Annotated in this window: 20 protein-coding genes; 15 read left to right on the top strand and 5 right to left on the bottom strand. The window is 59.4% G+C overall.

The window, feature by feature from the left end; translation table 11 throughout:
* Nucleotides 1-4: 4 nt before the first annotated feature.
* The 3 genes from PY649_RS08640 to PY649_RS08630 form a co-directional block, all read right to left on the bottom strand.
* The gene (locus tag PY649_RS08640; protein WP_285867852.1) at nucleotides 5-970 is read right to left on the bottom strand and encodes a phosphate acetyltransferase; all 966 of its coding nucleotides are present in this window, start codon (nucleotides 968-970) and stop codon (nucleotides 5-7) included.
* Nucleotides 971-1,030: 60 nt separating this feature from the next.
* Nucleotides 1,031-3,283, bottom strand: coding sequence for a DUF3141 domain-containing protein (locus PY649_RS08635; protein WP_285867851.1), 2,253 nt, complete (start codon nucleotides 3,281-3,283; stop codon nucleotides 1,031-1,033).
* Nucleotides 3,284-3,623: 340 nt separating this feature from the next.
* Entirely contained in the window at nucleotides 3,624-4,052 is a 429-nt protein-coding gene (locus tag PY649_RS08630; protein ID WP_285867849.1) for a MarR family winged helix-turn-helix transcriptional regulator, read from the bottom strand.
* Nucleotides 4,053-4,192: 140 nt separating this feature from the next.
* Between PY649_RS08630 and PY649_RS08625 the strand changes: the two genes are divergently transcribed.
* Entirely contained in the window at nucleotides 4,193-5,800 is a 1,608-nt protein-coding gene (locus tag PY649_RS08625) for an FAD-dependent monooxygenase (protein ID WP_285867848.1), read from the top strand.
* A 19-nt stretch (nucleotides 5,801-5,819) separates the two neighbouring features.
* Here PY649_RS08625 and PY649_RS08620 read toward each other — a convergent pair whose 3' ends face one another.
* A complete protein-coding gene (locus tag PY649_RS08620) occupies nucleotides 5,820-6,854 on the bottom strand; it encodes a LacI family DNA-binding transcriptional regulator (protein WP_285867847.1) in 1,035 nt (344 codons plus the stop codon).
* Nucleotides 6,855-7,029: 175 nt separating this feature from the next.
* Here PY649_RS08620 and PY649_RS08615 point away from each other — a divergent pair, with 175 nt between their 5' ends.
* The 13 genes from PY649_RS08615 to PY649_RS08555 all read left to right on the top strand — a co-directional run bounded on the left by PY649_RS08615 (nucleotide 7,030) and on the right by PY649_RS08555 (nucleotide 21,616).
* Nucleotides 7,030-8,580, top strand: coding sequence for a sugar ABC transporter ATP-binding protein (locus PY649_RS08615; protein ID WP_432761338.1), 1,551 nt, complete (start codon nucleotides 7,030-7,032; stop codon nucleotides 8,578-8,580).
* 14 nt (nucleotides 8,581-8,594) lie between these two features.
* On the top strand, nucleotides 8,595-9,593 hold the full coding sequence (locus PY649_RS08610; RefSeq protein ID WP_349644419.1) for an ABC transporter permease: 999 nt from the start codon (nucleotides 8,595-8,597) through the stop codon (nucleotides 9,591-9,593).
* A gap of 118 nt (nucleotides 9,594-9,711) precedes the next feature.
* Nucleotides 9,712-10,635: a sugar ABC transporter substrate-binding protein gene (locus PY649_RS08605; protein WP_285867844.1), complete on the top strand. Its 924-nt coding sequence runs from the start codon at nucleotides 9,712-9,714 to the stop codon at nucleotides 10,633-10,635.
* A gap of 78 nt (nucleotides 10,636-10,713) precedes the next feature.
* On the top strand, nucleotides 10,714-11,658 hold the full coding sequence (locus PY649_RS08600) for a sugar phosphate isomerase/epimerase family protein (RefSeq protein ID WP_285867843.1): 945 nt from the start codon (nucleotides 10,714-10,716) through the stop codon (nucleotides 11,656-11,658).
* A 22-nt stretch (nucleotides 11,659-11,680) separates the two neighbouring features.
* Nucleotides 11,681-12,712, top strand: a complete 1,032-nt coding sequence (locus tag PY649_RS08595; protein ID WP_285867842.1) for a Gfo/Idh/MocA family protein — start codon at nucleotides 11,681-11,683, stop codon at nucleotides 12,710-12,712.
* Nucleotides 12,713-12,736: 24 nt separating this feature from the next.
* Entirely contained in the window at nucleotides 12,737-13,642 is a 906-nt protein-coding gene (locus PY649_RS08590; RefSeq protein WP_285867841.1) for a sugar phosphate isomerase/epimerase family protein, read from the top strand.
* Between the two features lie 451 nt (nucleotides 13,643-14,093).
* Nucleotides 14,094-15,449 (top strand): ABC transporter substrate-binding protein, encoded by a 1,356-nt coding sequence (locus PY649_RS08585; protein ID WP_349644418.1) that lies wholly within the window; start codon nucleotides 14,094-14,096, stop codon nucleotides 15,447-15,449.
* Nucleotides 15,450-15,482: 33 nt separating this feature from the next.
* Nucleotides 15,483-16,517: an ABC transporter ATP-binding protein gene (locus PY649_RS08580; RefSeq protein WP_285867839.1), complete on the top strand. Its 1,035-nt coding sequence runs from the start codon at nucleotides 15,483-15,485 to the stop codon at nucleotides 16,515-16,517.
* Nucleotides 16,510-17,406, top strand: coding sequence for a carbohydrate ABC transporter permease (locus tag PY649_RS08575; protein ID WP_285867838.1), 897 nt, complete (start codon nucleotides 16,510-16,512; stop codon nucleotides 17,404-17,406). The genes PY649_RS08580 and PY649_RS08575 overlap by 8 nt, the downstream gene beginning before the upstream one ends.
* Nucleotides 17,403-18,308, top strand: coding sequence for a carbohydrate ABC transporter permease (locus PY649_RS08570; protein ID WP_285867837.1), 906 nt, complete (start codon nucleotides 17,403-17,405; stop codon nucleotides 18,306-18,308). Before PY649_RS08575 ends, PY649_RS08570 begins: the two co-directional genes overlap by 4 nt.
* Nucleotides 18,309-18,338: 30 nt before the next feature.
* Nucleotides 18,339-19,247, top strand: a complete 909-nt coding sequence (locus PY649_RS08565) for a LysR family transcriptional regulator (protein WP_285867835.1) — start codon at nucleotides 18,339-18,341, stop codon at nucleotides 19,245-19,247.
* A 70-nt stretch (nucleotides 19,248-19,317) separates the two neighbouring features.
* Complete coding sequence (locus tag PY649_RS08560) at nucleotides 19,318-20,472, top strand: mandelate racemase/muconate lactonizing enzyme family protein (protein ID WP_285867834.1); 1,155 nt, start codon at nucleotides 19,318-19,320, stop codon at nucleotides 20,470-20,472.
* 37 nt (nucleotides 20,473-20,509) lie between these two features.
* The gene (locus PY649_RS08555) at nucleotides 20,510-21,616 is read left to right on the top strand and encodes a mandelate racemase/muconate lactonizing enzyme family protein (protein WP_285867833.1); all 1,107 of its coding nucleotides are present in this window, start codon (nucleotides 20,510-20,512) and stop codon (nucleotides 21,614-21,616) included.
* A gap of 33 nt (nucleotides 21,617-21,649) precedes the next feature.
* Here PY649_RS08555 and PY649_RS08550 read toward each other — a convergent pair whose 3' ends face one another.
* Nucleotides 21,650-22,075: an ester cyclase gene (locus PY649_RS08550; RefSeq protein WP_285867832.1), complete on the bottom strand. Its 426-nt coding sequence runs from the start codon at nucleotides 22,073-22,075 to the stop codon at nucleotides 21,650-21,652.
* Nucleotides 22,076-22,214: 139 nt separating this feature from the next.
* Here PY649_RS08550 and PY649_RS08545 point away from each other — a divergent pair, with 139 nt between their 5' ends.
* Complete coding sequence (locus tag PY649_RS08545; protein WP_285867831.1) at nucleotides 22,215-23,129, top strand: LysR substrate-binding domain-containing protein; 915 nt, start codon at nucleotides 22,215-22,217, stop codon at nucleotides 23,127-23,129.
* Nucleotides 23,130-23,193: the final 64 nt, after the last annotated feature.

The following is a 23,193-nucleotide window of genomic DNA, read 5'->3' as shown; positions in this document are numbered from 1 at the left end:
CGCGTCAACCTCCCTGTATCGGAGCCGTGCGGCGGCGCGCATCGGCCAGCAGCACGCCGACGGCGCAGGAGGCAAGGCGTGCTCGTACGGAATCCGCTCGCGACGTCAGAATGATAGGTACGCGCGCACCAAGGACGACGCCGGCCGCATCCGCCCTCGCGAGGAAGGTCAGATTCTTCGCCAGCATGTTACCGGATTCGAGATTGGGAACGACGAGGATTTGGGCGCGGCCGGCGACGGACGATTGAATGCCCTTTATCCCTGCCGCTTCCGGATCGATTGCATTGTCGAAGGCAAGCGGTCCGTCGAGAATGCCGCCTGTTATCTGTCCGCGCTCGGACATCTTGCAAAGCGCGGCAGCGTCGATTGTCGAAGGGATCTTCGACGTGACCGTTTCGACCGCCGAAAGGATCGCCACCCGCGGCGTGCCAAGGCCGATCTGGGTGAAGAGGTCGATCGCGTTTTGAATGATATCGCGTTTGGCATCGAGATCCGGCGCGATGTTGATGGCCGCGTCGGTGATGAAGAGCGTTTCCGTGTGGTTCGGGACATCCATCACGAAAACGTGGCTGATCCGTCGTGCCGTCCTCAGCCCCGTAGCGGACGACGTTACGGCCCGCATGAGTTCATCCGTGTGCAAGCTTCCCTTCATCAAAAGGTCGGCACGGCCCTCGCGGACGATTTCCACGGCCTTTGCCGCGGCTGCGTCGCTGTGCGGCGCGTCGACCAGCTCGTAGGGCGAGATATCAATGTTGTTCTCTTTGGCGACGGCGCGCACTTTTTCCGCGGGCCCGACAAGGATCGGGCGCATCAGCCCGACCTCGGCCGCCTCGACTGCCCCGCGCAGTGACGTCTCGTCGCAGGGATGAGCGACGACTGTCGTCATCGCCGGTGCTTGCTTGGCTCTGGCTATCAGGCGCTCATATTTCTCATGTCGCCCGGCTTCCCCAACGTTTTCCAGATCCGGCATCTGCGTATGCTCCCCCTGTTGAAAGACGCATTCAGGCTCTCGGCTTAAGGCCTTTGTCAGTCAGCTTGCACGCCGGACAGGCTTCACCGGCGCAGGCTTTGGCGGCGACACCGGTACCGATGCGGCGATCGGCTCTTCGGAAACGCCGAAGAGTTCGACGATCCTCTGCCAGCGCTGTTCGGCCTCGCCAGAAAGCGCACCACGTGCATTCAAGACGTCACCAAGGGAGGACAGGGCTTCGCGACGAATACCCTGGTCAGCAGGCAACAAACGCGGGATTGCCTTGACGGCGGTCTCCTCGTCGATCAGCAGCATAAGGAATTGGTCGCGGATCAAGGCCTTGAACTCGGCCAGGGTCATCGCCGGCATTCCGTTCTCCGAACGTCGCATTCGCCGAATGGCCGCGAACCCCCGTTCGTCCGCCGCGCCGCTTGCGATGGCGACGTAGAGCAGACTGCGCGCGAGCCCTTCCCGAAGTCCGCCATTGCTCATTTGCGCCCTGAGTTCCTCGATCCTCGTCTTGAGCGCCTGCGCATGCAGTGCGGTCTTGCTTGCACGCCGCTGCGGCTTGGTATCCGACGCATCGATGCCGACTGCCGCCTGCAGGAACGGTGATCCATAGAGGGAGAGGAAGGTCGCCTCGCTCAGCGCCTCGATTCCCTGGCGCCACGCCTCTAACCCCGCTACGACTTGGCCTGAGAACGCTTTCTCCAAAGCCACGAAGGGATTGTCCGCAGGAACAGGACGACGTTCTTTCGCCACATCGTCGGCGAGATCCGCAATCAGCGCCATCCAGGGATTGACGTTGGAAAACAGTTCATACTGCAGCCGGAGCGGATGCATCTCGCGCAGTTGCCGAGCCGCCCCTTCCGGAACCATCGCGCGGACGAAAGGCTGAAGGAAAGTCCGGTAAAGCGAAAGGTTGATATCCGACACCTTCGCGACAGTCGCAAAACGCCGATCATCGGCACGGTCATTGCAACCGAGCGCGCGGATGTCATCCAGCGTTCTTGCTTCGCAGCGCATGATCCAATCGCCCTCGACGAGGTCCCCGCCGACGGTCTCATCAGTCTTGGCTTCGAAAATTGCCTCGTAGAGCCCGGGTGGCAGCGCGTCGATCAGGTCGATATTGCTCGAGAATTCTCCGTGCTCCTTGCGGGCAACGCTTGCAGACACGAAAATCCCGAGATGGCCGATCGTTTCGTGCACCGTGTAGACGATCGTCTGCCCATGCGAACGGATCTCGTTCACATCCTCATAGAGGTCCAGTATCCAGCCGAGCGCCTGCGCCGGCGGCGTGATGTTGTCTCCCTTCGAGCAGAAGACGACGATTGGAGCGCGAATGTTGCGGAGATCGATTGCCTCGCCCTTCGAAGTTTTGACGCGGCCCGCGGCGAGGTTGTTGCCCACGAAAAGCTCGTCGACGATGAACTGGATCTCCTCCGCGTTGAGGCTGACGTGGGCGCCCCACCACTGCTCGAAACCAAGATAGCGCGGTGCCTCGGTGTCGATCTTCGAGTAGAGATTATATTGCTTCGTCCAGAGTGTATTGGCCGGGTTCTGGTTCTCGAAGTTCTGCACGAGCAACGCGCCGTCGAACTGCCCGTTCCCGAGATCGCTGGCGAGCGCGGTAAGCCAGGTGCCGCCAAGCAGCCCGCCCGAATAGCGCATCGGATACTTGCCGCGTTCACCCGCCCAGTAAGAAAGTGGTGCACCGGCAATGATGATCGAGCCGAACAGTTCGGGCCGTATGGCCGCCAGCATCATGACGGCCCAACCGGCTTGGCAGTTCCCGATCACGCAGGGTTTGGCATCAGCCTGCGGATGCAGCGAAATCACTTTTTCCAGAAAGATCGCTTCGGCCCGCCCAATGTCTTCGATCGTCTGGCCTGGCACCGGCTCCGGAAGGAAGCCGATGAAATAGCAGGGGTGCCCAGCCTTCAGTGCGACGCCGATTTCGCTGTCCGCCTTGAAGCCGCCGATCCCCGGTCCATGTCCGGCCCTCGGGTCGACAACCACGAAAGGCCGGCGCGTTTCGTCAACCTCCACCCCCTTCGGCGGCACGATTCGAACGAGCCCGTAGTTGACGGGCCTCTCCAGCGTCCGTCCGTCAAGCAACAGGTCGTGGGAGAAGCTCAGTACATGCGGCGCTGTCGCTTTAGCGTGGGCCTGAGATTGATTGCCGCGCTGTCGCATCACATCCCAGAACAGAATGCTGCGCTGGGCGGCATCCACGGCATAGTCGAATGCGAAACCAGCCGGACCAAACTGCGTGGCAAAATCGGTTGTGGGGAGATAGGGAGGGTACCGCATTGCAAAACTCCTCGTTCCACCGCTCTTGGCGTGAGCTCAAAGACTTATGCTTGGATTATAATATTCTAATTCTGCGTCCGCTCTGTGAACGTAGGGCGACGCTATCAGCCACGTGTGCTCTTAGCAGTTGCAGCATAGGCATGCTGTGTCGCCGCACCAACGTATTTTACGGTAGCTTACGCGGCGCCTCTGGCTCGCCGCCTGAACCGTAGCGGACCAACGCTCCAAAATCGCTGACAGTGGTCACCTTTAGCTGCTCGGGACTTCCCCACCGGCTGCCGCGAAGCGTGTGACGCTTGCAGCGTTCAACTCAATATCTATCGCCACTGACTAGCCGCCATCACGCTTGCAGCTTCCGACAAATGCGGATGAGCGCGTCCAGATCGCCACGGGGCAAATTTTCGATTTCGGGCGGCGGTCGGTGATAGGCCGCCAGCAAATCGTTCTTTGTAGCGATTCCTTTTTCGGTCGCCCGCACGAGCTTCACGCGTCGATCGCTGGGCGACGGAACGCGATCGGCAAGACCGGACCGCTCCAGCCGATCGACCAGCCATGTGGCGGTCGAGGGATCGCAGCCCCATTCGCGCGCCAGTGCCCCGATCGGCTTGCCGTCGGCGTCGAGCAAGAAGAGCGCGCGGGAATCGTTCGGTGTCAGCTCGTGCTTCTGCTGCGCCTCCAGACGCTGCGGCGCCGAGCGCATCAGGAAGTCGAACATCAGCCGCCAAGCTTCGGCGGCGCGGACGGGCTCGTCGGGGGGCAGTGTTGGCATGGTGTGGTTCCAGTCTACTTCAGCAGGTTGACATACTTTGATTAATCAAATAGTTTTGTCAATCAAAATAAATGTTGGCGACTTGCAACCCGGTTCTGCCGGGAACGAAACCGTTTGTGTCCAAAGCGCAGGAGAAGCTCATGAGCACACATACGTCCGTTCTGATCGTTGGCGGCGGCCTGAACGGCCTGGCCGCCGCCGCACTGCTGGCCCATCAGGGCATCGGCTGCATGGTGGTGGAGCGCCATGCGGACACATCGATCCAATATAAGTTCGCCGGCATCTCCCCACGCAGCAGCATGGAAATCTTCCGCGGCCTCGGGCTGGAGGAGGAAATCCGCGCCAAACGCACCGGCGACCAGCAGGGTGGGGGGATCGCGCGGGCGAGGAACCTTGCCGATCCGGACATCCAGTGGGGTGGCCCGGCATGGCCCGACGCCAGCTCCTACAGCCCGGCACAGCCCGCGACTTGTGACCAGCATGTGCTCGAGCCGATCCTTCGGAACTGCGCGGAGCGGCTCGGCGCTGACATCCGCTTCCACACCGAATTTCTGTCCTTTGAGCAGGACGATGCGGGTGTTCGCGCAGTCATTCGCCATCGGGAGACGGGCGAGGAGGAAGCGGTCGCCGCCGACTATCTGATTGCCGCCGACGGCGCTGGCGGCACGCTGCGCGAAAAGCTCGGTATCGGTCGCGGCGGTCCCGGCGTGCTGCAGCACTGGATGAACATCATCTTCGACACCGACCTGCCTTCCGAGATCGGTGGCAGGCGGCTTACCTCCTGCTTCGTCAGCGACCTCAATGCCGCCATCGTACCGCGTCCCGGCGGGCGCTGGCTGCTGGCACTGCAGTATTTTCCGGAAAAAGGCGAGCGACCGGAGGACTTCGACCGTGGCCGTTGCCGGGATCTCGTCGAACGGGCGGCCGGCCGGTCCGGCGTCAAGGCGGAACTGGTCGATGCGCGCTCCTGGGAGATGGCGGCATTTCTGGCGGACCGCTTCCGCGCGCGCCGCTGTTTCCTCATCGGCGATGCCGCGCACCTTATGCCGCCAACCGGCGGTTTCGGTGGCAATTCGGGCATCCACGATGCGCACAACCTCGTCTGGAAGCTCGCCATGGTTCTCCGCGGCGAGGCGGATGCCAACTTGCTCGAGAGCTACGACGCGGAGCGCCGGCGGGTGATCGCCGCCACACTAGCGCAGGCGCTGGCTCGCCTGCAGCAATGGTTCAAGGATCCCGCCGGTCGGCTCCCGCCCCTTGTCGCCATCGTAAACGACTACGACGTCGTGTTCGGACAGCGTTACGACGCTGGCGCGTTCGTGTTCGAAGATGCCGCCCGCGACCGGCCATTCGAACCGATTGCGGAACTCTCGGGCGAACCCGGCACCCGCGCGCCGCATCTGGTCGTCGAGCATGGCGGCACAAAATGCTCGACGCTCGATCTGTTCGGGCACGGCTTCGTGCTGCTTGCAGATGATGCGAACTGGCGCGCTGTGGCGGATCGCTTGCGCGACGAACGTCGCATCCCGATCACCTGTTATGTCCTTGGCCCGTCCGGTGATCTCGGTGATCGCGAAGGACGCTGGCCCCGTGCCTATGGCGTAGGCGAGGGCGGCGCCGCGCTCATTCGTCCCGACGGCTTCGTCGCATGGCGTGCGCCAGGCGCGGAGGCCGCCGCCGAAGGTCGCCTTGTCCAAGTTCTGGAAAAGATCGGTTTGCGCGTCGGTCACCGTGACGGAGACCATTGATAAGCTGTTCCACGACAGCTCAGATATTCGCAGCCGTATATATCTCGAAGGGCAGAATATATTGGGATACCGTCGGCGTGCGGTGAGCGTCCACCGCTTCCGCCATTGCGCGCACAAGAGTGTCGGCCAGCATGCGGGCCGGATGAGACAGCACGACCTTGATCAGGCCTTCGGCCAAGCCCGCGCGCGTCTCGTTGGTCAGCTCGTGGGCGATGACCACGAGGCGCTTGGCTGCCGGCCCGCCGTCCTCGCGCAATGCCCGCATGACGCCGGTCACGCCACCGCCGGCCACGTATAAACCAACCCAGTTCTCCTCTTTCTTCAACAGATTGCGTGTGAGCTCGTAGGCGATATCAGGCTCTTCCTGCGTCCCAAGCGTTTCCATCATCTGGAACTCGGAAGCGCTCTCCCGGAAATACGAACGAAAGCCCATTTCGCACAGTTCCTGCGACAGGTAGCGATGGCTTCCGACGAAGACTGCGACCTTGCCGGGGGAGGGGTTGACGTTGTCGATGAACCAGGCCGCTGTTCGTCCCTTCTTGACGCAGTCGTTGCCGACATAGCCGGCCCGCCCAGGCGCAGTCAGGTCGGAAATCATCGTGAAAACCGGAATTCCTTCGGCCTCAAGACCATCGACCGCTTGGTTGACCTGCGGGTGGTCGGAGGTGATGACGCTGATCGCATCGACGTCACGGCTCAGCGCCAGCATCGCGTCAGCGGTGTTCTCCGGAGCGAGCTCGTCGTCGAAGCGAACGATGGCCCTGCCGTGGGCGTCCGGATAGGCTTCGACCGCCTTCGTCAGAACCTCTCCCCACATTTGATAGAGCTTCCGGTGGGATTGCTTCAGCAAGAAGCCGAACTTGATGACCGGCTTTTCTTTCTCCATTCGGCGCTTGATGGCCGTCACTCCATGGAAGCCGATGCGCTCTGCCGCTTCCAGCACGCGTTCCGCTGTCTGCTGGCGCACCGGATCGCGCCCGTTGAGAACGCGATCAACCGTGGAAACGCCTACGTTTGCGGCCTTTGCCAGGTCGTTGATGGTTGGTCTCGACATCGCCGTCTCCCAGGAAATGAAAGAAAGTATGGGAGATTTTGGGAGAATCGTCCAGCGCCAAATTGACAGAAATGGGAGAAATGTGGTGCTCTTAGCGCCGCTGGAGGAAGCATTCAGTCATCGAAAAGAACGCCGAAACGGCGGAGTTAGGGAGGAGGCAGACATGTCTGCGGCCATGGGATCGGCGCGTCTCGACGAACGCGCCAGCGGGCATTCATCGCAGGGCGGCGTCGTTCTCGAGATGCGCAACATCGTCAAGGCATTTCCCGGCGTGCTCGCCCTCGACGGAATGAATCTCAAGGTTCGGGCCGGCACGGTCCACGTCCTGGTCGGTGAGAACGGAGCCGGCAAGTCGACGCTGATGAAGATCCTGAGCGGCACTTATACGATCGACGGTGGCGAGATCCTCTTCAAGGGCGAGGCGCTAGCCGGACAGGACACCGCGGCTGCGCTGGAGCGCGGGATCTCCATGATCCATCAGGAACTCAGCCCGGTTCTGGACATGACGATCGCCGAAAACATCTTCCTCGGCCGTGAGCCGGCAATGTCCGACAAGGGCGTCCTGTCGCGCTTCGTCGATTTCGCCAGGATGAATGCCGAGACCAAGGTGCTCCTCGACAGGCTCGGTCTCAAATATCACCCGGAAACGAAGATGCGCGATCTTTCGATCGCCGCCATGCAGCTCATCGAGATCGTCAAGGCGATCTCTCGCCAGGCGTCTCTCGTCATCATGGACGAGCCGACCTCGGCAATCAGCGACACCGAGGTCGCGATGCTGTTCCGCCAGATCGTCGACCTCAAGGCAAACGGCGTCGCCATCATCTACATCACCCACAAGATGGACGAGATCTTCCAGATAGCCGACGACATCACCGTCATGCGCGACGGCCAGTTCATCGCCGCGGCACCCGCCAGTGAATACGATCCGTCGAAGCTCATCTCCCAGATGGTCGGACGTACAATCTCGAGCATCTTCCCAAAAGAAGAAGTGCCGATCGGCGACGTCGTCCTGTCTGTTGAGAACCTGACCCGCATCGGCGCCTTCGAGGAGGTGAGCTTCACAGTCCGCGCCGGCGAAATCGTCGGCCTGTCCGGCTTGATTGGCGCCGGCCGCACCGAGGTCGCGCGCGTGATCTTCGGTCTCGACGAGGCCGATGGCGGAACGGTCCGGCTGAACGGCGCCGCGCTGAAGCTGAAGTCGCCGAAGCATGCGATCTCGCAGGGCATTGCGATGGTGTCCGAGGACAGGAAGGCGGAAGGACTCGTGCTGTGTCGTTCGGTCGGCGAGAACATCTCGCTCGCCAACCTCAAGAAATTCGCTGGCGGCCTTTTTATCAGCGAGCGGCAGGAGGAATCCGCCGCCCAGCGCATGATCAGGATGCTGCAGATCAAGACGCCCGACACGGCGATGATCGTCGAGAACCTGAGCGGCGGCAACCAGCAGAAGATCGTGCTCGCCAAATGGCTGCTCGGCGATCTCAAACTGCTCATCCTGGACGAGCCGACCCGCGGCATCGACGTTGGATCGAAATCCGAAATCCACAGGTTGATGACCGATTTTGCCCGGCAGGGGCTGGCGATCCTCATGATCTCCTCCGAACTGCCGGAAATCTTGGGGATGAGCGACCGCGTCGTCGTGATGAGCGAAGGCCGGGTCGCCGGCGAACTGACAAGAAGCGAGGCCAATCAGGAAAGCATCATGCGCCTCGCAACGGGAGGACACTGATGAACACCGAACCGATGGCCGTGGTCGCGAAAGGCGCGACAGCGAAATCCCTGACGAAGCAGGGCGGAATCGACTTCGCTCGGATCTACCGCAAGTACGGCACCATCCTGATCTTCGTCGGCATCTGTATCCTTGCGTCGCTTTTGAGCCCAACCTTCCTCACGGAAGCGAATCTGACGAACGTCCTGCGCCAGGTCGTTGTCGTCAGCTTGCTGGCCTGCGGCGTCACCTTCATCATCATTCTCGGCCAAATCGACGTCTCGCTGGGATCGGTCCTGGCGCTCTGCGGCGTCATCGCGACGAGCGTGATGGCGACGACCGGTAGCATTACGCTCGCCGTGCTCGCGGGTGTGGCGATGGGCATAGTGACGGGCACCATCAATGGCTTCGTCATCACGTTCTTCCGCATCCCGTCGTTCATCATGACGCTGGCAATGACCACGGTCGCACGCGGCGCGGTGCTGCTCTATACCGGCGGCGCGCCTGTTTCCGGCCTCGGCGAGTTCAAGGTCATCGGCCAAGGCTCCGTCGGCCCAGTCCCAATCTCGGTGCTGATCCTCGCCGTCTTCGTCGTGATCTCGTGGATCCTGCTCAACAAGACCAAGTTCGGCCGCTACGTCTACGCGGTCGGCGGCAACGACCGCGCGGCGCGCGCCTCCGGCATCAATCCTGACAGCATCGTCGTGAAGGCTTTCATCTACAACGGCATCCTGTGCGCGATCGCCGGCATCGTCCTGATGTCCCGCATCAATTCCGGACAGCCGGCAGGCGGTGTCGGTTACGAGTTCGACGCGATCACCGCTGTCGTCGTCGGCGGCACCAGCCTGATGGGAGGCACCGGAACGATCACCGGAACCATCATAGGATCGATGATCATCGGCGTCATCAACAACATCCTCAATCTAATGAATGTCAGCTCGTACTGGCAGCAAATCATCAAGGGCCTGATCATCGCGATCGCGGTCATCCTTGATGTTTGGACGAAATCGGCCCGGACCAAGAAGAAGGCCTGATCGAAAAGTTCCCGCGAAGCTCAAGAACCGCTCGCGCGGAGGACCACCTGTGTGTCGGCGCGATAACACGCGCCGGAAAGAACGTCAGTTTCAAACACCTAATGGGGAGGAGACCCTAATGAGACTCATGACCAAGCTTGCACTGGCAGCTGCCGTTTCCATCGCTGCGCTCTCGGCGCACGGCGCATTCGCCGCCGACAAGTTCGTGGTCGGCTACGCCAACATGGCCGACACCGACGTCTTCGTGATGGCACGCAAGACGGCCTTCATCGATGCCGCCAAGTCCGATCCGAACGTCGACATCAAGTTCGCCGATGCCAACAACGACGCCAGCAAGCAGCTCGACCAGATCGACAATTTCATCGCCGAGAAGGTTAACGCTATCGTCGTCGTGCCAGTCGACTATCAGGGCATCGTTCCGGGTGTCGAGAAGGCGAACGCGGCGGGCATTCCGGTCGTAGCACTCGGCATCCAGTCGGCCGGCGGCAAGTATACCTTCGTCGGCTCGAAGAACATCGACGCCGGCAAGATGCAGGCCGAATACATGAAGGAGCATCTGCCGAAAGGTGCGAAGATCCTTTATCTCGAAGGCACGCCAGGCCTCTACCATTCCCAGGAGCGCAAGAAGGGCTTCGAGGAGTCCCTCGGTCGTCCGGACGTGAAGATCCTTGCCAGCCTGACCGGAAATTACGACCGCGCCGAAGGAATGAAGGTCACCGAGGACTGGGTCCAGAGCTTCCCGAAATTCGACGCCATCGTTGCCGCGAACGACCAGATGGCGCTCGGCGCTCTCCAGGCGCTGCAGAGTGCCGACCGCCTGAAGGGCGTGATGATCGCCGGTGTCGACGGCGTTCCGGACGCGCTCAACGCCATCAAGGCCGGCGAGATGTCGCAGACGATCTTCCAGAACGCCGGCGGGCAGGCGAGGGCCGCCTTCGAAGTCGTGGAAGGCATCAAGAAGGGCGACCAGCCACCGGCCGAAAAGCTCGTCCCGTTCGAGTCCATCACCAAGGACAACGTCGACCAGTACATGAAGAAGTAATCCTCCCGAGCAGCGCGTCGGGGGCGGGAGCCTGTCCCCGGCGCGCACCCGCATACGACCAATTTGGAGCCAATCGATATGATGCAACTTAGCCTCGTGACCGACATCCTCGGTCACCTCCCGTTCGAGGAGATGCTAGACACCGTTTCCACGCTTGGATTTGAGGCACTGGAACTGGGCTGCGGCAACTGGTCCAAGGCGCCGCATCTGAAGCTCGATGAACTGCTGTCGAGCGAGCTTGCGCGGAAGGACTTCCTCGCAGCTCTCGATCGTCGCGGCCTCTCGATTGCCGCGCTCAATTGCTCCGGGAACCAGCTCCACCCGGGCCCGAGCGGCGAAGAGCATCGCGCCGTCGTCGACAAGACTTTCCGGCTGGCGGAAAAGCTCGGCGTCAAGACGGTCGTGATGATGTCCGGCTGCCCAGGCGGCACGCCGAAGGACGAGCTTCCGAACTGGATCACCCATGTCATTCTTCCCGAGCACGAGAAGGCGCTGGACTATCAGTGGAACGACGTTCTCATCCCGTACTTCCAGCGGGCCGGACGGCTTGCCAAGGAATGCGGCATCCGGGTCGCCATCGAGAACCTCGGTGCGACCATAATCCACAACCCCGCAAACATGCTGCGGTTGCGCGAGCATGTCGATCCCGTCATCGGCATGAACTTCGATCCGAGCCATCACATGTGGATGGGCGGCGATCCGATCGCGGCCGTGCGGTTGCTCGGCGACGCCATTCATTACATGCATGCCAAGGATGTGCGCCTCGAGCGGACGCTTGCCGAGGCCAACGGGCTGATCGACACTTACTGGATCAACGACATCGCGAAGCGGTCCTGGAACTACGTGGCTCTCGGCCACGGGCACGATGTCCAGTGGTGGAAGGAGTTCTTCGCTGTCGCCCGCTTCGTTGGTTACGACGGCCCCGTCAGCCTCGAGATGGAGGATGCCGGAATGGAACCGCTCACCGGTGTCAAGAAATCGCTGACCACGCTGAAGCTCGCTCTCCCACGCGACTTCGACTGACCCCATCAAAGGAAATAGAAACATGCTCAAGATCGGTGTTATCGGTACCGGCGCGATCGGCCAGGAACATATCGAGCGGCTTCACAACAAGCTTGTCGGTTCGACAGTCGTCGCCGTCAACGACATCAACAAAACGCAAGCTGAAGAGGTCGCCCGGCGGCTAACGCCTGCTGCCCGCGTTTTCGAAAGCGGCCATGACCTTATCGCGGACACTAGCGTCGATGCGGTGGTGGTGACCTCCTGGGGACCGACGCATGAGGAATTCGTGCTCGCATCGATCGCCGCCGGCACGCCCGTCTTCTGCGAGAAGCCGCTCGCAACGACGGCGCAAGCGTGCCTCAACATCGTCAACGCCGAAATCGCAAGCGGCCGCCATCTTGTGCAGGTCGGTTTCATGCGCCGCTATGACAGGAGCTATCGCCTGCTGAAGCAGCAGATCACCAGCGGCAATCTCGGCGAGCCGTTGATGGTCCATTGCGCCCATCGCAATCCCAGCGTTCCGGAAGTCTACGGCGGCGACATGGCCATTACCGATTCCTTCCCGCACGAGATCGATGTACTTCGCTGGCTGCTCGACGACGATTACGTCTCCGCGCAGGTCATCATGCCGAGAAAAACGAAGTATGCCCGCAAGGATCTCGACGATCCGCACATGATCCTTCTCGAAACGAAGAAAGGCATCCGGATCGACGTAGAAGTCTTCGTGAACTGCCCCTACGGTTACGACATCCAGTGCCAGGTCGTCGGCGAGGACGGCATCGGCTACCTGCCTGAACCGATGAGCGTGCTGCTGCGCAAGGACGCGAAGCTCAGCCACGAGATCCTGCGGGACTGGAAACTGCGCTTCATCGACAGCTACGACGTCGAACTCCAGGAGTGGATCGATTCCATCAAGATGGGCGTGGTGAGCGGACCGACGGCCTGGGACGGCTATTTTGCGTCCGTCACCGCCGACGCCTGCGTCGAGGCCAAGCATTCAGGTCGGATTGTCCCGATCAAGATCGGGGAGCGGCCGTCGTTCTACGCGCCGCGCGCCCTCAAACCCGCCGCGTGACGACCTGTCAAGGAGGAGGAAACAATGAAGATCGCACTCGATCCCCATATGCATCGGCATCTGCCGCTCAACGAGCTTTGCCGGAAGGCGGCCGAGCTTGGCTACGAATATATCGAGGTTTCTCCACGAGACGACCTTCTTCCATGGTGGGTGCGGCCGCGCGCGCACAAGGAGCGGATCAAGGAATTCAAGAAGGCGCTCAAGGATCATGGCGTTCAGGTCGCTTCGCTGCTGCCCATGTATCGCTGGGCAAGCCCGCATGAGGACGAGCGGCAGGCTGCTGTCTCTTACTGGAAAGAAGCAATCCACCTCGCCGTCGAACTCGGCGTCGATACGATGAATTCCGAGTTCGGACGCGGCCCGTCGCCCGATCGCGGCCATCGCTCCAACTGCTGTGGCGGTCATTTCACGCACGAGCACAGCGAGGCGGCCTGGTGGCGCTCCATTGAGGAGCTCGTGCCGGTCTTCGAAAAGGAGGGGGTAACCCTCAACATGGAGCCGCATCCGGAAGACTGGTGCGAAACGCTGCATCCGGCGATCGACATGCTGAAGACGATCGGATCGAAGAACGTCAGGTTCCTCTACTGCGCGCCTCACACCTTCTATTTTGGAGACGACATGGCGAAGATGATCCGGGATGCCGGATCGCTGATCGCCCATGTGCATGTGGCAGACACCTATAACCACCGGGCATCATCCGGCCTGCGCTACATCATCAACCCGCCCGGTGCCAAAGTGACCATCCACCAGCACATGGACATGGGGCAGGGCGAGATCAACTGGGACGTCTTCTTCTCCTCGCTCGCCGAGGTCGGCTTCGATGGGATTGTGACCGCTTGCGTTTTCGGCTGGGAAGACCGGGCCGACGCTTCCGGTCGCTTCATGCGCACCGAAATCCAGAAGTACGTCGACAAGTATTGGAAGAAGTAGGCGATCGACCTGATTAGAAAGCAACAAATGCGGATAAGTTTTGTCTGATGCGCAACCGGGGGCGCCATTTCCAGCCCCCTACGGCGTTTAGCTTATATAGTTCTTAGCGCCCCGGCGGCGCCCGCATGGCTTTGTTAGCCCAATGGCGCCGATGAAGAGGAATCCTGCATAGTCAGGTCACAGCGCCCGATGACCCGCTGTGGTCGCGACGACGATGAATTTGCGGCACCAGCCGCTCTCCTTGCGCTTCAAGCATCTGGTCCCTGCACAACGGCAAAACAATCAAGCTTTGTGAAATCGATCGGCACTCCTCCGTTAGCATTCGCGATTCGCGAAGGCAGTCTTCGGGAGTCATCGCTTGTCACGATGCAAAATTCATCGTGTACTGACAAAACAATGGGAAAATTCGTGATATTTTCTCGAATGTTGCAGCAATTTTGCAAAAATTTTCATGTATATTTGGGAGGAAAGCATGAAAAAATCATGGTATGCACACTTAGGTATTGCCATTTCTATTTGTAGTTTGTGGTCGTATCCTGCTTTTGCGGCTGAGACGATCAGGTTTTTGCATAATGAGACCGATCCTCCGAGCATTGAATACTATAACAAGGCAATTGCCGATTTCGAAAAACAAAATCCGGACATTCAAGTGGAGATGGAAGCTGCCGGCACGGACGCACGCTTGCAAAAGCTGACGGCCGCCGTCCGCGCTCATACCATGCCCGACGTCATCAAGATCCTTCCGGAAGAGCGCGATCAACTCGCCACGAACGGCTATCTCGAGCCGATCGACGATATTGTTGACAGCATTGGGAGATCCGACTTTCTGGACGGGCTATTGGTTCCGGTCAACGGGAAAGTCTATGACGTCCCCTATACGCTCGGCAATTTCAGCGTTCTCTGGTATCGAAACGATCTTCTGAAGCAAGCTGGCCTCGCTGCTCCGACCAACTGGGATGAGACGCTTGCAGCCGCGCAGAAGCTGACGAAGGACGGCATTTTCGGTTACGCATTTCCCGGCGGTCAGAACCGGCAGACCAGCCAGGTGTTCGCCGCCCTCATGTGGTCGGCTGGCGGTACCTTCTTCGACAGCGATTTCAATGTCACGTTCAACAATCCCGGAACGATCAAAGCGCTTGAATATATGAAGAAGATCGCGGCGTTTTCCCCGCCGGGCTACGCATCATATTCGGCCGGCGACATGGTTAACGTCTTCCTGTCCGGCAAGGTCGCTATGGAAGTCTACGCGGCAAGAGTGCCTGGAAACGTTGCGGTCAACAATCGCGACCTCCTTCCGAAAATGGGAGCGGCGGCCGCGCCGAAGGGCCCGGCAGGCGTGGCGGCGGAATTTGTCAGCGGCAACTCCTATGCCATTGCCAGCGCAAAGGGTGGCGCAAAGCACATTGAGGCGGCGAAGAAATTTCTGAAATTCCTGATGAGCAAGGATCAGCTGACGGCATTTTCGCTCACGGCCTTCCCGCATTTCATTCCGCCGCTGAAGAGCGTCCAGCCTGGTTTGATCGCTGCTGGATCCGACTCGATGGGAGGCCATGACGAATTCGCGAAGTTGAGCTTCGATATTTCCAACGGCATGGACTTCAACAACGAGGCCGGAGCCAAGATCGTGGATGGCAAGATCGTCCGCTCGGGCAAGATCAACCCCTATGCCGGGGCTGTGGTCGCACGCGGGATCCCGGCACTGGTATTGCAGCGCGTCCTCGTAAACAACGAGAGCCCGGAATCGGCTGCCGCGTGGGGAGCCCAGCAGATGGAAGCCGTCGTTCGCGAACTCAAAGCGAAAAACTAGAAGGCCGATTAGCTGGGAGCCGCGTGAAGTACCATGTCATCTGTCAATATCAAGAACGTCCAAAAGAAGTTTGACGAGCAGGTTGTTCTGACCAGGATCAATCTCGAAGTGCGCGATCATGAATTTCTGGTGTTGCTCGGACCATCCGGTTGCGGAAAGAGCACGCTTCTTAGAATGATTGCGGGCCTCGATAACCCTTCAAGCGGCCAGATCTATATTGGCGGCACCGACGCAACGCGGCTGCCGCCAAAAGATCGGAACATCGCAATGGTGTTTCAAAACTACGCTCTCTATCCGCATCTCAGTGTCTTTGAAAACATCGCTTTTCCTCTGCGTGTTCGGGGAGAGGAAAGGGCCGCAATCGAAAAGAAGGTGAGATGGGCAGCGCAAATCGTCGAGATTGAGCGACATCTTTCAAGAAAGCCCCGCCAGATGTCCGGCGGGGAGCGGCAGCGAACTGCCTTGGCGCGATCGCTGGTGCGCGAGCCGGCCGTCTTTCTCCTGGACGAGCCGCTTTCCAATCTTGATGCCAAGTTGCGCCACACTGCCCGGGAAGAGCTTCGGTTGTTCCAGGAGAGGGTGGGCCTTACCTCCGTCTATGTGACCCACGATCAAGTCGAAGCCATGGGGCTCGGCCAGCGGATCGTCGTCATGGATCGCGGTGAAATCCGACAAATCGGGACACCGCGCGACATTTATGAGAGCCCCGCCGACACCTTCGTTGCAACCTTCATCGGAAGTCCGCCGATGAACATCGTGGATATCGGTGATCGCCTGCTTGGCTTTCGGCCAGAGAATGCCGCCGTCTCGGGGCGCCAAGGTCTGCCGGCCAATTGCAAATCGCTTCCGGTTCGCATCGTCCGGCGGGAGTATCTAGGCGGTGAGCAGCTCGTCTACGGCAAACTCGATCAGCATTCAGGAGATCCGGACGTCATCATTCGACTGCCTTCGGATGTCGCGCTGCCTCAGTCGGCGGGCGAGCTGGCGCGTTTTCATGTCGCCGACACTCAGCTGCGGTTTTTCGATCCCGCATCGAAAAAAGCAATGGAGGTCCGCTACAATGCCTAGGCAGGAGACGGGAATAAAAGGCGATCGGCTGGTGGCATATGCCGCGGTTTCGCCGATGCTAGCCACCATGCTTTGCCTGGTTGCCGTCCCGGCGATTTCGGTTTTCGCAATCAGCGTTCAGCGGGTTTCGACGTTCGGAGACAGTACCGAATTTGCCGGTTTCGATAATTTTGCATCGGTGATCGCGGATCCGATGTTTCGTTTGACGCTATGGAATACCGCCGTTTGGGTGTTCGGAAGCGTCGCGCTGGAATTGACCCTGGGGCTCGGTTTTGCCCTCGTCCTCCACCAGAAATTCTTTCTGCGGAGCATCATTCGAACGGTCATCCTTGTGCCATATCTCATCCCGACCGTGGTTGCAGTCCTGACCTGGCGCTTCATGTTTCACGACATCGTCGGCATTTTGAACTATGCATTGGAGTCGGTTCATTTGATCGCCGGCCCCATCCTGTGGCTGAACAGCCCGTCGACGGCGATGATTTCCGTCATCATGATCGGCGTGTGGAAGTTTTTCCCGTTTTCCTGCCTTGCCATCCTCGCGATCCTGCAGACGATCCCGCAGGAGCAGTACGAGGCCGCCCAGATCGATGGAGCGGGCTCCTGGCAAATATTCTGGCGGATAACACTTCCGCATATCCTGCCGGTGTTCCTGCTGACCGCGCTTTTGCGCACCATCTGGGCGTTCAATAAATTCGATATCATTTACCTTCTGACCGGCGGCGGTCCTCTCAATGCGACGACCACCCTACCGGTGATGGTTTACCTCAAGGCGTTCGTCGATTTTGACTTCGGTCAGGCTGCAGCGGTCGCCGTGATCACGTTCCTGATCATGACTGCGCTTATGGTTCTCTACATGCTCTTGATGCGCAAAGCGGAGAGAAACCAATGAGCCAGATTGAAGAGCCTTCGTTGACAAGAAATGTCCGAAACGAGGTCGCGCCATTTCAGTATCTGCATTTCGATCTGATCTGGAAGAAAATGGCGGTCTACATGATTGGCTATGCAGGCGCCTGCGTCGTCGGGTTCCCGCTGTTTTGGATGCTGCTCTGTTCTTTCAAGGGACGTACGGAGCTTTATGCGTCGCCCCCGACCTTCTGGCCAACGCAGTGGACGTTGGAAAACTATGTCGATCTGTTTATCCAGACGAAGTTCGGAACATATTTCCTGAACAGCATCATCGTTGGGGTCGGAACAACTGTCTTTTCGATCGCGGTCGGATCCTTGGCGGCCTATAGCGTGACGCGGTTCCGGTTCTGGGGATTGCCCACCATATCGCGATCGGTCCTTCTTCTGTACATGTTGCCCGAAGTTCTGATCGTGATCCCGATGTATTCGATCATCGTCAATGCCGGGCTTCAGGACACGTTGTTCGCCCTCATCATCTCGAATACGGCCTTCACCCTGCCACTGGCGGTCTGGTTCATGCGCTCATATTTCCTCTCGATCCCGGTCAATTTGGAGGAAAGCGCCATGATCGATGGGTGCAGCCGCTTTGGCGCCTTGCGTCGCGTCGTGCTTCCCCTGGCTTTGCCCGGGCTTCTTTCCGTCTCGGTCTTTTCGTTCAACCACGCCTGGAATGAGTTTCTCTTCGCGCTGGTTTTCACGTCTTCTGAAGACGTCAAGGTCCTCCCGCTCGGGCTTTCAACATGGATCGGCGAGAATGATATGTACTCTTGGGGAATGCTGCTCGCGGCCGGTGTGTTGGTAACGCTGCCCGTCATGATATTTTACCTGATCGCTCAACGAAACCTCGTCGTCGGCGCGACCGACGGGGGCGTAAAGGGCGCCTAATGTAAGCGGCGATCTCAAACGGGTATCTAGATGCGCAGTATTGACCTGGAATCGGCTCGACTTTTTCTGATTGCCTATGAGGAGGGGAGCTTAACTCGCGCGGCAGAGAAGACGAATTATGCAGTCTCTGCGGTGACGAAGCGGATTCAGGACCTGGAGCACAGGTTCGGCGTCACGCTTTTCGAGCGTCACGCGCGGGGAGTCGTCGCCACTCCCGCCGGCGACGAGTTGGCCGGCCACATGCGGCATATCACGCATCGCCTGGCGGTCGCTGACCAGGCGATGAAGGAGTTTGCGAACGGCACGCGGGGTCAGATCCGAGTGGTTGCGACCCAATCCTCGATAGCCGGCGGCCTTGCCGAGCTTGTGTCGAAATACAGGGTCGCCAAGCCGGACATCAAAATCGATCTCATAGAGGTCAATGGCTGGTCGGTCATCTCGGAGATAACGGCAGGTCGGGCGGACCTTGGGTTGACCCTTTCAGTGGTCGACGTGCCAATTGGCTTCTCCGTACAGGCATTCAAGCCTGTCCGTCTCGTCGCGATGGTTCCGGAAGACCATCCACTCGCGCGTCAACGCCGGGTCAATTTCGACGAGATGCTGGAATTCGAGCATGTCACCCTCGGGCCCAAAAGCACCTTATGCGCTCTGTGCGTCCAACAGGCAGCGGATCGGGGAAGGGTCTTTCGCTACCACAGCGTCAAATCATTCGATGCGATGCGGAGCATGATTTCGGCTCGCCTTGGTATCGGTATACTGTCCTCGTTGATGGCGGAGCCATACGCCGAGACCCTGAGAACCGTTTGCCTCCCGATCGAAGAGCCTTGGGCTGATCGGGACATTCAAGTACTATACAGGGAAGATGGTCTCAGTACTTCCGCGAAGAAATTCAAGGAATTCATGCTGAATCCGCAAGCGTTCGTGGCTGGGAAAAGCTGATTTTCTCAATGATCAATTGAATGGTGCTCGCTTTTTATTCATCATATCGATGATGAAAACGGGGTCAGTTATGAAAATTACTTCAGTAGAGGCAATTTTTGTTGATAAATATCTTATTGCTCGCGTGAAAACCTCTGACGGATACGTGGGAATAGGTGAATCCGGCGCCTGGGGCCATCTGGAAGCCAGCGCTGCCGCCATTCTCAAGTGTGGAGAATATCTCCGCGGGAAAGATGCGTTTGCCATCGAGCATCACTGGAATGCTCTGCAAAGAGCGAGCCATTTTACCGGTGCGGCAATAATGGGGGCGGTCTCTGCGATTGATATCGCATTGTGGGACATCAAGGGCCAGGCTCTCGGCGTGCCCGTATTTGAGTTGCTGGGCGGTGCGGTGCGCAACAAGGTTCGTGTCTACGCCCACGTCAAGGCGAAGACTCCCCAGAAAATGGTCGAGGAGGCCTTGCTCAAAAAGCGTCAGGGGTTCACCGCCCTCGGGCATCTCAATCCGTTTCTCGACGAAGATTATGACAGCTACTTCAAGCCGCACAGCCAGAAAATCGACGATGCCGTGGCGCTTGTCGCCGCGCTGCGCGAAAGCCTCGGCCCCACGGTTGATTTGTGCATTGAGCTGCACAGGCGATTGACCGTCGCGGAGGCTGTGACATTCGCGCGCAAGGTCGAACCTTTCAATCCGATGTTCATCGAGGACCCGCTGAAGCCGAGCGCGGTGGATGCAATGGCTTGGGTCGCAGATCACGTGCCGGTGCCGATTGCGACCGGTGAACGGTATTTCAGCCTGCACCAATTCCAAACTCTGGCGGCCCGACGTGGCGTGCAGTTCCTGCGACCCTCGATCGGGCTGTGCGGCGGAATAACCGGCGCGAAGAAAATCGCTGCGTTAGGAGAGGCTTACGATATGGACATCATACCGCACAATCCTCTTTCGCCGCTGAACCTTGCCGCGGAACTTCAGCTGGTTGGAGCGGTGCCAAACGTCGCCTTGCAGGAATATCCAATGCTGTCGTCAGCCCTGCATGGATCCACCGAACTGCCGGGCGAAGAGATTTTCGCTGGCCTTCCGAAGCCGAGCGCCGGGTTCATCTCCATACCGACCGCGCCCGGGCTCGGAATCCAGCTTGCCGAAAATGCGCTCCATGCCTTTCCGAAAGTTGATCGGCCAATCTCAATTCGACCTCACGAGGATGGGTCTTTCGTCGATCAATAGTCGCCTCACTTTCGAATTCTAATAAGCGAGTGAACCAATGAAGATCAAAAATGTATCGGTCATTGCCATCGAAATTCCCCTCGAACGCAATTTCGGCGGCAGCCGATATAATGTCACCAAGCGCTGTACGATCATCACGCGCATGGAAACCGATACAGGTCTGATCAGCGAAATCTACAACGGCGACAACCGCGACCACATGCGTGATGTTGTGGACATAATCGAAAACGAGCTCGCGCCGATGCTGATCGGCGAGGAGATCTTTGCCGTCGAGCGTCTCTGGAAGAAGATGTTCAAGGCGGCGGAATGGAACCGTGATCGCAAGCTGGTCATGGAAGCGATCGCCTGCATGGACAGCGCCATCTGGGATCTGATCGGCAAGGCGGCTGGCGTCAATGTCTGCCGGCTGCTTGGCGGCTACCGCCAGGAAATCCCGATCATCTGTATTGGCGGCTACTATGAGGAAGGAAAGACGCTGCCCGACCTCGCCAAGGAAATGGAACGCCTTCGCGAGGCCGGTCTTGCCGGCTGTAAGGTGAAAGTCGGGGGGCGCTCGCCGGAAGAGGACGCCAAGCGTGTCGAGGCGGCCCGCGACGGTGCCGGCGATGATTTCTGGATCGCGGTCGATGCCAATCGCGGTTGGTCCGTTTCCGAAGCCGTAACCTTTGCCCGGCTGATCGAGAAGTACAATATCGCCTGGTTCGAGGAACCCTGCCATTGGTACGATGATGCGCGGATGATGGCCCAGGTACGCCGCTCCACGATCATCCCGATCGATGCTGGCCAAAGCGAGGTCAGTGCGGCTGGTGTCCGCCGCCTGCTCTCCGAAGAGGCTATCGACATCGTCAATTTTGACGCCTCGGAAGCCGGGGGCATTACAGAATGGCGCAGAGCGGCCGCCATGTGTGCGCTTTATGACGTGCGGGTCGGTCACCACGAGGAGTCACAGATTGCCATGCAGATGATCGCCGCGATCCCGAACGGCGTCTGCGTCGAATGTTTCGAGCCTGCACGCGATCCGATCTGGGCCGGGCTCATTGCCAACCGGCCTAACCCGAAGAACGGCATCATACAAATTCCCCAAGGCCCTGGTTTCGGCATCGAACTCGATTGGGATATGGTCAAGCGCTTCCGCGTGAATTGAGGGCGAGACCCCTTTCGGGCGTTCAACACGCTATCACGCCACGTGTTGAATGCCGGCCAAGCTGCGGTGAACCTCGAGCGCATTGCGCTCCACCCAGTTGTGCTGCAGAAGCCCGTCTTCGCGGACATGGATCACGGCGGTTCCCGTCATGTCGATCGGCGAGCCGCAGGCGGGCAAGCCCATGAAGCCATTGTTCTTGCCCGTCACCCGCCAACGCGTCACGACGCGGTCGCCAGACATGTTCTGAAAGATCTCCAAGACCTCGAATTCGAAATCGTCGATCTTTGAGAGGAATGCGGCAACCCAGCTCTTGAATTTCTCCCGGGAGCGGATTTCCACGCCGCCTGAGGTAACACCGAAGTCGTCCGCTACCAGATCGTCGATGGCGTCCGGGTTCTTCGACTGCCAGACCTGTCGCCAGAAATTTTCCACGGTCGCAACCGGATCGTGATTTGCCATTTCCTATTTCCCTTCTGCGAAGCCGCGATGCTGCCTGCATTCGGAGTCGCCATCGCGTGAACCGTGATTGCATTGTGCGAGCGGCGCATATAGAATTCAAACGAATAGTACTAATTCAATCTAGTTGAAAATCGAATAGATGGACACACCGCCCGATCTTGAACTCGACCTGCTGCGGGCATTCATCGCTGTTGCGGAAGCGGGAAGCTTCACGGCAGCCGCCGAGGTCGTTGGCCGGTCTCAGTCCGCCGTAAGCCAGAAAGTTCTGCGCCTCGAAGAAGTGCTGCAGATGCGTGTCCTCAACCGCACGAGCCGGTCGATCAGCTTGACGCGCAGCGGGGAACGGCTGCTCCTCGCCGGTAAGCGTCTGCTGGCCCAATACGAGGCCTTTATTGACGAGATGCGCAGTCCGGCACCAGTTTCGCTGTTACGGCTCGGCATCTCCGAAAATTTGGTTCATACCCAGCTGCCCGCCGTCCTGGCGCGGTTCTGCCGCGAGTTTCCCGGCATCGAGCTTGAGCTGAATACGACGACAAGCGAGGAGCTATTTGCCGAGTACGATGCCGGGCGCCTCGACGTCGTCATTGCCAAGACTCGAGAAGAGAGCTCATCCCACGCTGGTCAGGTGATCTGGCGCGAACCCCTCGTCTGGATTGCTGGCCCGGACTATCAACCCGATGCAAAGGCGCCGGCGCGTCTCGTCATGATGCGTCCGCCTTGCATGTATCGAGCCATTATGACCGAGACCCTTGATGCGATCGGCCGTGAATGGGTCACCGCCTGCACGGCAAGCAACCTGATCGGTACGCGAGCTGCCGTTGCCGGCGGCCTCGGGGTCACGGTTCTTGGAAAGTCTTTCGTGCAGCCGGGAGTACAGGTCCTGCGACCATCGGATCAATGGCCGCCGCTGCCGGCGACGGAAGTCTCCGTCATAGGAGACGTGCCGGAGCTCCAGCACGTCATTCGGCCGCTGGTCAATCTGCTGAGCCAAACCTTGATGGAGAGCGCGAGCCTGACGCTCGATACACCGATGGCGTCGGCAACCATTCAATGATCTATGACGTCCGCATCGCCCACGTCGCAAACAAGCCTTCGCGCAATGTGCCGAGAAGGGCGCT

The sequence above is a fragment of the Rhizobium mayense genome (assembly GCF_030272705.1).
In the GTDB taxonomy this organism is placed as follows: Bacteria; Pseudomonadota; Alphaproteobacteria; order Rhizobiales; family Rhizobiaceae; genus Rhizobium; species Rhizobium mayense.
Note: the sequence above shows the minus strand (reverse complement) of the source record. Positions and strands in the feature narration are given on the sequence as shown.